The sequence below is a fragment of the Rhodopseudomonas sp. genome (assembly GCF_048594845.1).
Taxonomy (GTDB): Bacteria; Pseudomonadota; Alphaproteobacteria; order Rhizobiales; family Xanthobacteraceae; genus Rhodopseudomonas.
This window is the reverse complement of sequence record NZ_JBMDXE010000387.1, coordinates 35,914-44,104: the sequence shown is the minus strand read 5'-3', so window position 1 is coordinate 44,104 and position 8,191 is coordinate 35,914. Positions and strand designations below refer to the sequence as shown.

Genomic DNA, 8,191 nt, shown 5'->3' with positions numbered 1-8,191 from the left:
CGCTATCACATTCTTCGGGTTGTTTGCGCCTAGGGCTTCTATACGAAGCAGAAGTGGTTCGTCGAGCCCGCCGGCGCCGCCGGGCTCCACGCCAGCCTGCTGCTGCTTCCTGCGGTGGGCTTCCTGGCGCCGGACGATCCGCGGATGTGTGGTACGATCGCAGCGATCGAGACGCATTTGATGCATCGCGGCTTCGTGCTGCGACACGATCCGCGCGAGACGCCCGACCAGCCGCTCCCGATCGAAGGCGCGTTTCTCGCGTGCAGTCTTTGGCTGGCGGACGCCTATGTGCTGGCTGGCCGGATCGACGATGCGAAAGAGCTGTTCGACCGGGTCGTCGGTGTCGCCAACGATGTCGGTCTTCTTGCCGAGGAATACGACCCGGAAGCCCGCCGGCAGACCGGTAACTATCCGCAGGCGTTGACGCACATCGCCGTCGTCGTTACGGCCGACAATCTCAGCGCCGCAATGGCCGAGTGCGGCAAGAAACCCGCCGTTCAGCGATCGCAGTAGTTGGGTGTTCAGTCGGCGTTGCGGGCGAGAATGAAATCGATCGCCGCAGCAAACCCGTCCTCTTCGTTCGTTCCGGTGACGTGCTTGGCGAACTTCTTGACGTCGGCGGTGGCGTTGCCCATCGCGATCGGCAACCCGCTGACCTTGAACATCGGCAGATCGTTCTGCATGTCGCCGAGCGTGGCAATCGATTCCGCGGGAATTTCGAGTCGCTTCGACATTGCCTGGACGAAGGTGCCTTTGCTCTGTCCCGGCGGCGTCACATCCAGATAGTAGTCTTGGGAACGGGCCGCGAGCGCGCTCTCCCCGAGCTCGTTCTGCAATTCCGTTTCGCAGCGCTCAAGTAAGGCAAAGTCGGGGCTGGCGCCGACGATCTTGCACGCCTTTCCGATCAGCGGGGTCAGGTCGTCGGTCTGGGTGGGATCGAACTGAATGGTGCGCTGTTCGTGCGGCACGTATTTGCCATCGTCCCGACGGATGTACCAATTATCGTTGGTGAAGATCCAAATGTCGATCCCGTAGCGATCGAGCAGCGCGATGCTCTTGGTCACCGCGTCCGCCGGAATGAGATGCTGTTCGATCACAGCGAGCGACGGATCGACGATCGAGCTTCCGTTGAAGGGACCCATCGGCAAGGTGATGTCGAGCGGTTCGCTGAACAGTCGCATCCCGACCGGTGGACGGCTGCTGGTCAATGTGAAGCCGATCCCAGCGGCCTTCAGCTTTGCCACCGCAGCGCGAGCGCCATCCGTCAAACGTTTGTCCGAGGTGACGAGCGTGCCGTCGACATCGGAAATCACCAGGCGGATGCGGGACATCAGGTAGGCTCCACGGCAGATCGATGGGCTTGAGCTCTTGGAAGTTGCGCCACGATGCCGTCCACGATTTGCGCGACCGGGACGTCGATGCCGACAACGATCGGATTCTCCTCGGCGCCGGGCGGCTCGAGCGTTGCGAACTGACTGTCCAGAAGGCCGGGCGGCATGAAGTGATGACGCCGCGCCGCGATCCGGCGCGCGATCGTTTCCCGGCTGCCGTCGAGATAGACGATCCGCGTATCGGCCCGGCCGTGGACCAGGACATCGCGATAGCTTCGCTTCAGGGCCGAGCATCCGAAGACGACGTAGCCGCCGCGATCGGCAACCTTGTCGATCTCGGCCGCGATTGCGCGCCGCCACGGCCAGCGGTCGTCGTCGGTGAGCGGATGGCCCGCGCTCATCTTGGCGACGTTGGCGGGCGGATGAAAATCGTCGGCGTCTTCGTAGGTCCAGCCGAGTCGGTCCGCGAGTGCCTTGCCGATAGTCGTCTTACCGGAGCCAGACACGCCCATCACGATCAACGCCCGAGGTGCGACGTCAGCGGTCACGGAGGCTCTCCGGCAGCGCGTCCTGGCTGATCAGCCAAACCGTTTCGCCATTCGACCGTGCTTTGCCCGCCGGCAGATCTTCGCCGCCGAACACTTGCTCGAGGATATTACGCTTGCTCGCGCCATGGACCAGGAACAGCATTTCGCTGCACGACGCCAGCGCCGGAAAGGTGAGGGTGACACGCGGCACGAACGGCTCGACATGTGCCTTGTCCACGCCAGCCGCCCAACGATCGCGAACGGCAAGCTGCGGCCAGCCGGGAAACAGGGAAGCGGTGTGGCCGTCAGGCCCGACGCCGCCGAGTACGAGGTCGAACAGCGGACGCGCCGGATCGAGAGTTGCCGAACCGTAGAAGTCCTTCAATTCACGTTCGTAGCTGCGTGCAACCTCGTCCGGGTCGGCTCCGGTGCTGGCCGGAATGGCATGGATGTTGGCGGCAGGCGCTCGCCCGTCGAGCAACACTCGCTTCGCGGTCCCCATATTGCTGAGCGGATCGTCGAACGACACGACGCGCTCGTCGCTGATGAACCAGTGAACGTGCGACCACGGGATACGGTCTTCGAACTCGGTTGCGAGCAGTTCGAACATCCGCTGCGGGCCGGAGCCGCCGGTCAGGCAGATCCCCGGCCGATCATGGTGCAGGGCGATCCGTGCGATCAGGCGCTGGGCCGCTAACCGCGCCAGCGCTTCGGCGTCCGTCGCGACGACGATCTGGCGGTGATCGCCGGCCTGCACTAGCTCGGCTCCCGCCAGTTGCGGCCGTCACGTTTCAACAGAGCTTCGGCTTCTTCCGGGCCGTTGCTGCCGGCCGGGTAGCTCTGCAGGCCTTCAGCCCCGGCTTTGTCCCAGGCATCGAGGAACGGCTGAACGGCCTGCCAGCCGGCTTCGACGCCGTCGGCGCGCTGAAACAGGATGTTGTCGCCGATCATGCAATCGTGCAGCAGGGTTTCGTAGCCGTTGCTGGGCGCGACCTTGAAGTAATCCTTGTAGCGGAACGTCATCTCGACGCCGTCGATGGCGATCGTCGGCCCTGGGATCTTGGTATTGAACTGCAGGGCGATGCCTTCGACCGGCTCGATGCCGATGACCAGGTAGTTCTGAGACAATTCCTCGATCGGCGTGCAGCGGAACATCGCGAACGGCGCCTGCTTGAACTTGATCGCCACCTCGGTTCGCTTCGCCCCGAGCGCCTTCCCAGTGCGCAGATAGAACGGTACGCCGGCCCAGCGCCAATTATCGATCGTCAGCTTCAGCGCCGCATAGGTCTCGGTCGTGCTGGCGGGGTCGACGTCCTCGACGCTGCGATAGTCGCCGATCTCGGTGTCGCCGACCGTGCCGGCAGTGTACTGGCCGCGGACGGAATTCTGCAGCGCCTCTTCTTCGCTCTGCTGCTGGATCGCAGCCAGTACTTCGGCTTTCGCCGAACGCACCGAATGAGCGTTGAAGTGAGACGGCGGCTCCATCGCCACCAGCGACAGCAGCTGGAAGAGGTGGTTCGGCACCATGTCGCGGAGCGCGCCAGTCTTGTCGTAGAAACTGCCGCGGTGGGCCACGCCGAGCTTTTCGTCGACGGTGATCTGCACGTGATCGATATGTTCGCGATTCCAGATCGGCTCGAACATGCCGTTGGAAAAACGCAGCACCAGGATGTTCTGCACCGTCTCTTTGCCGAGGTAGTGATCGATCCGGTACAGCGAATGCTCGCTGACGATGCTGAGCAGATGATCGTTGAGGGCCTTGGCGGAGGCGAGGTCGGTGCCGAACGGCTTCTCGACCACCAGCCGTCGCCATGCGCCGCCTTCTTCCTTCAGAAGACCTGCGCGGCCGAGTTCGGTCGAAATCGGCGCGAAGGCGTCCGGCGGCGTCGCGAGATAGAACAGCCGGTTGCCGCCGGTGTTGCGGTTGGCCTCCAGCTTCTCGAGCCGTTCGCGCAGCCGGTCGAACGACGCTCGTTCGGACGGGTCGGCGCTGACTGCCGTGACGCAATACAGCAGCTTATCGGCGATCTCTTCGTTCACCGGCCGGGTCGCGAATTTCCGCAGGCCGTGCATCAGGCTGGCGCGCAGATCTTCGCTCGACATCTCCTTACGAGTGATGCCGACGACGCAGAACTTCTCCGGCAGGAGATTGGCTTCGGCGAGATTGTATAGAGCCGGGATCACCAGACGGTGGGTGAGGTCGCCGGTTACGCCGAAGATGACGAAAGCGCAGCCGTCAGGGATCTGCGCATTGGGCTGACTGGTCACGCACGCTCCGATGTCGGTTTCAGCTTCTGTTGCGGCGCGGCCTGATGGGCGGCGTCGGGATGCTGCTGCGGCTCCTTGTGGCCGCCGAAGCCCGCGCGCATCGCGGAGAGAATCCGCTCGGCGAAAGTATGTTCCTTGCGCGAGCGGAAGCGGGCGAACAGCGCCGAGGTCAGCACCTCGGCCGGCACGGCTTCATCGATCGCGGCATTGATGGTCCAGCGGCCTTCGCCGGAATCCTCGACAAAGCCGGAGTAGCTGTCGAGTTCGACATTCCGAGCCAGCGCCGAAGCCGTCAGGTCGAGCAGCCAGGAGGGAATGACGCTACCGCGTCGCCACACCTCGGCGATGTCGGCGATGTCGAGATCGAAGCGATGCTCGCTCGGCAGCGCGTCGATATTCGCATTCTTGAGAATGTCGAAACCTTCAGCATAAGCCTGCATCAGTCCATATTCGATGCCGTTATGGACCATCTTCACAAAGTGACCGGCGCCGACCGGGCCGGCGTGGAGGTAGCCCTGCTCGACGCGGGGGTCGCGATCCTCGCGACCGGGCGTGCGCGGGATGTCGCCGATGCCGGGGGCCAAGGTCGCGAAGATCGGATCGAGCCGATCGACGATCTTCTTGTCGCCACCGATCATCATGCAGTAGCCGCGCTCGAAGCCCCAGATGCCACCCGAGGTGCCAACGTCCACATAGGCGATCGACTTTTCGCGCAGCGTCTTGGCGCGGCGGATGTCGTCCTGCCAGAAGGTGTTGCCGCCGTCGATGATCGCGTCGTCGGCGCCGAGCAGCTTGCCGAGTTGTTCGATCGTGGTCTCGGTGATGTGACCCGCCGGCAGCATCACCCACACGGCACGCGGCGCGCCGAGGTTGCCGACAAGATCTTCAAGACTACTGGCGCCGGTTGCGCCTTCCTTCACCAAAGCTTCGACAGCTGCCGGATCCCGGTCATACACCACGGCTTGGTGGCCATCTTTCATGAGGCGACGAACGATATTGCCGCCCATTCGTCCGAGGCCGACCATGCCGAGCTGCATGCCGAGGTCTCCAGCTTGTGTCCGGGCTGCGCTTGATTGCGCAGCCTCGTTGTCAGTCGTTCGTCAGTTCAATGCTGCGCGAACGGCAGCATCGAGAGCCTTCAGCCCGCTTGTGAGATCACCCTTGAGGTGAACCCGCAGCGCCCGCCGACCGCGTTCGGTCAGCACGTCGAAATCGCCGCGCGCCTGCGCCGCCTTGATCACGCCGAAGCTCGCCTTCTGACCGGGCACAGGAAGATCCTGCGCATCGTCGGCGGTGATCTGCAGAAACACGCCGCTATCCGGTCCGCCCTTGTAGGCTTGTCCGGTCGAGTGCAGGAAGCGGGGGCCGAACTCGGCGCAGGTCGCGACGTGTCGGCGATCGCGAACAGCAAGGCGCATGCCCTGCAGCGCCGCGATATGCGACGCGTCCCGCTCGATGTAGGCGAGCAGAGCGACGTAGTCGCCCGCCTGTGCGCGTGACAGATGAGCCTTGATCCACGACTCCAGCGTGCCGTTCGCGCCGGCCTGGCGCAGCGCTGCTGCGTTCGACTCGCTGGTGTAGAGATCGACGTCGGCCGTCGACATCGCCGGCTTCTCCGCCGGCAGCGCGCCGGACTTTTCAAATGCCGCGGTGAGTTCGCGGGTCTTGATCTTGGCGGATTCGACGTCGGGTTGATTGAACGGATTGATCCCCAGGATGGCGCCGGCCACCGCAGTGGCGAGTTCGAAGCGGAAGAACTCCTGGCCGATATGGTCCGGCGACTTCAGGACGATCCGCACCACCGGATGCCCGGCGGCTTCGAGAGCCGCCAGCTTCGCGTCATGCGCGGCATCGTTCTCGCCTTCGACGCGAAGATCGACGAACAGTCGATCCTTGCCGTAGGCGGCCGGCTCGGCGAGAGGCTCGCCGTCGATCGGGATCAGTCCTTTGCCATCCTTGCCGGTGGACTCGGCGATCAACTGTTCGGCCCAAGCGCCGAAGTCTGCGATCGCCTTTGATGAGGTGATCGTCACCTTGTCGCGTCCCGCAAGTCCGGCGCATCCCATCGCGAGACCGAGTTGAACGCCGGAATTCTCGCTCGGTGGCACGTCCGGCCCGCACGATCGCACCATCGTCAGCGTCAAGTCGAGGAGCTTGCCGAGGTCGAGCCCGGCCGCGGCGGCTGGTACCATGCCGAACGGCGACAGAACCGAGTAGCGGCCGCCAATCGTCGGATCGCCATGGAAGATGCGCGCGAATTTTTGCTCGGTCGCGACTTTTTCCATCGACGAGCCCGGATCGGTCACGGCGACGAAGTGTTGTCCTGCCTTGTCGGCGCCGACGGTCTCGCCGACCCGCGACAGGAAGTAGTCCTTCATCACATTCGGCTCGGTCGTGCCGCCGGATTTGGACGATACGATAAACAGAGTGGTGCCGAGCGTCACGTTGTGTTCGAGGGTCCGCACTTGCGCCGGATCTGTGGAGTCGAGCACGTGCAGCTTCGGAAAGCCGCTTTGCTGCGGGAAAGTTTCAGCCAGGACCTCGGGGCCGAGACTCGATCCACCCATGCCGAGCACGACGGCGTCCGTGAACCCGCGCGCCTTCACCCACTTTGCGAAGTCCGTGTAGTCGGCGAGCTTCGCCTTTTCGGCTTTTGCGCTGTTCAGCCAGCCGAGCCACTTATCCTCGTCCGTTTCCGTCCATACCGATTTTTCGAAATCCCAGACCTGCCGGATCTTGCCGGTCTTTCGCCAGTCATCGGCATGCTCCTTCACTGACTTGTCGAGATCAGCCGGGAGGGCAAGCTTTTGAGTGTCGACCTGACCGGCGAGCACGGTGTTGCGCTTGAAGGCGACAGCGCCGAGCAGCTTGTCGAACGAGTCCGCGAACAATTGGAGGCCTTCGGTGACGAGCGTCTCGGTGATGCTCTGCAGCGAGATGCCGGCGTTCTCAAGGTTCTTCAGGACGTCGCGCGCATCGTCGACGTGCTCTTCCAGACTGTCGCGCGGCTTGCCGTGATCGCGAAACGCGTCGAGCGTGGCCGGTGGCACGGTGTTCACCGTGTGAGGACCGATCAGCTCCTCGACATAGAGGACGTCGCTATAGGCCTTGTTCTTGGTGCCGGTCGATGCCCACAGCAGCCGTTGCGGCTTGGCTCCGCACACCTCCAGCTTCGCCCAGCGATCGCCGGAGAAAAGGCGCTTGAAGTCCTGATAAGCGAGCTTGGCATTGGCGATCGCCACTTTGCCCTTCAGCTTCTCCAGCCGAGCCTTTTCTTCCGGATCGTTGGCTTGCGTGATCTTGTCGTCGAGTTGCTTGTCCACCGCGCTGTCGATGCGGCTGACGAAGAAGCTTGCCACGCTGCCGACACGCGCCGGATCGCCGCCCCCCGCAATCAACGCTTCGAGACCTGACAGGTAAGCCTCGGCGACGTCGCGGTAGACCTGCTGCGAAAACAGCAGCGTAATGTTGACGCTGATGCCTTTCGAAATGAGGTGCTTGATCGCGGCCAACCCCTGGCGGGTCGCCGGCACCTTGATCATCAGGTTTTCGCGCTTCACGGCATTCCAAAGCCGCTCAGCCTCGATGATCGTCGCCTTGGTATCGAGCGCCAGATAGGGAGACACTTCGAGGCTGACAAAGCCGTCACGGCCTTCGAGCCGGTCGTAGGTCGGCCGCAGCACGTCAGCGGCGTGCTGGATGTCTTCAACCGCGAGCGCTTCGTACAATTCGCCGACCGAACGGTCGCCCTGCTTCAGGGCGGCGCCAATCGCTCCATCGTATTCGTCTGAAGAGCCGATCGCCTTTTCGAAGATCGACGGGTTCGAGGTCACTCCCTTCACCCCATCTTCGTCGATCAGCTTCTTGAGGTCGCCTTTGGCGATGAAGCCGCGGGCAAGGAAATCGAGCCAGACGGCCTGGTCGTGTTGTTCGAGCGCTTTGACGGGGTTCATGTGCTTGTCTGTCATTCGGTGCGAGGGAGCCTCGCGTGCATTTCCGTCCGGGAGCGGAAGCTTGTCAACACGTCGTTGCCGGCCAGGCGGCCGGCCGAGATCGGCGAGCTGA

General features: G+C 63.4%; 6 protein-coding genes and 1 pseudogene. 1 reads left to right on the top strand and 6 read right to left on the bottom strand.

Going from position 1 to position 8,191, the window contains the following annotated elements; translation table 11 throughout:
• Positions 1-33: 33 nt before the first annotated feature.
• Positions 34-513, top strand: a pseudogene (locus ACOJTD_RS26630) (glycoside hydrolase family 15 protein); the annotation flags it as partial.
• Between the two features lie 8 nt (positions 514-521).
• Here ACOJTD_RS26630 and ACOJTD_RS26625 read toward each other — a convergent pair.
• From ACOJTD_RS26625 to ACOJTD_RS26600, 6 genes are all read right to left on the bottom strand, one after another.
• On the bottom strand, positions 522-1,331 hold the full coding sequence (locus tag ACOJTD_RS26625) for an HAD family hydrolase (RefSeq protein WP_420135846.1): 810 nt from the start codon (positions 1,329-1,331) through the stop codon (positions 522-524).
• Positions 1,331-1,843 (bottom strand): gluconokinase, encoded by a 513-nt coding sequence (locus ACOJTD_RS26620; RefSeq protein ID WP_420135847.1) that lies wholly within the window; start codon positions 1,841-1,843, stop codon positions 1,331-1,333. The genes ACOJTD_RS26625 and ACOJTD_RS26620 overlap by 1 nt, the downstream gene beginning before the upstream one ends.
• Before the next feature lie 25 nt (positions 1,844-1,868).
• Entirely contained in the window at positions 1,869-2,615 is a 747-nt protein-coding gene (gene pgl / locus ACOJTD_RS26615; RefSeq protein ID WP_420135845.1) for a 6-phosphogluconolactonase, read from the bottom strand.
• Entirely contained in the window at positions 2,615-4,126 is a 1,512-nt protein-coding gene (zwf, locus tag ACOJTD_RS26610; RefSeq protein ID WP_420135844.1) for a glucose-6-phosphate dehydrogenase, read from the bottom strand. Before zwf ends, pgl begins: the two co-directional genes overlap by 1 nt.
• On the bottom strand, positions 4,123-5,163 hold the full coding sequence (gnd, locus tag ACOJTD_RS26605) for a phosphogluconate dehydrogenase (NAD(+)-dependent, decarboxylating) (protein WP_420135843.1): 1,041 nt from the start codon (positions 5,161-5,163) through the stop codon (positions 4,123-4,125). The genes zwf and gnd overlap by 4 nt, the downstream gene beginning before the upstream one ends.
• A gap of 63 nt (positions 5,164-5,226) precedes the next feature.
• Positions 5,227-8,079 (bottom strand): bifunctional transaldolase/phosoglucose isomerase, encoded by a 2,853-nt coding sequence (locus ACOJTD_RS26600; RefSeq protein ID WP_420135842.1) that lies wholly within the window; start codon positions 8,077-8,079, stop codon positions 5,227-5,229.
• Positions 8,080-8,191: the final 112 nt, after the last annotated feature.

What these genes read in the sequence shown, in the direction of transcription:
- ACOJTD_RS26625 (WP_420135846.1), bottom strand. Translation starts at nt 1,331, where the DNA reads ATGTCCCGCATCCGCCTGGTGATTTCCGATGTCGACGGCACGCTCGTC.
- ACOJTD_RS26620 (WP_420135847.1), bottom strand. Translation starts at nt 1,843, where the DNA reads ATGGGCGTGTCTGGCTCCGGTAAGACGACTATCGGCAAGGCACTCGCG.
- gnd (WP_420135843.1), bottom strand. Translation starts at nt 5,163, where the DNA reads ATGCAGCTCGGCATGGTCGGCCTCGGACGAATGGGCGGCAATATCGTT.
- ACOJTD_RS26600 (WP_420135842.1), bottom strand. Translation starts at nt 8,079, where the DNA reads ATGAACCCCGTCAAAGCGCTCGAACAACACGACCAGGCCGTCTGGCTC.